Here is a 268-nt window from a genome sequence, read left to right as displayed (position 1 = left end):
CAACTGGGCCATCGGCCGCTTCTTCTTTTCCGGGATCGGCACCCGGAACGCGTCGATCCACAACCGCCCCGCTTACAACAGCGAGGTGCACGCCGCCGGGGACGCGGGCGTTGCGGCGCTCACCAACAGCTACGTGGACGCGCAGCTCGCCGACACGATCCTGATCGTCGGGGCGAATCCCTACGAGACCCAGACTAACTATTACCTGGCGCACATGGTGCCCAATCTGCAGGGCGCCACCCTCGACCTGAAGCGGGCCGCGTTCGGC

At 66.4% G+C, this 268-nt stretch carries 1 pseudogene; it reads left to right on the top strand.

The annotated features are described in order from the left end of the window. A pseudogene (locus tag ACTFO6_RS18845) lies at positions 1-268 on the top strand (arsenate reductase (azurin) large subunit); the annotation flags it as partial.

This window comes from Pelomicrobium sp. G1 (assembly GCF_051905455.1).
In the GTDB taxonomy this organism is placed as follows: domain Bacteria; phylum Pseudomonadota; class Gammaproteobacteria; order Burkholderiales; family UBA6910; genus Pelomicrobium.
The sequence above is the reverse complement of the archived record's forward strand: the minus strand, read 5'-3'. Positions and strand labels throughout refer to the sequence as shown.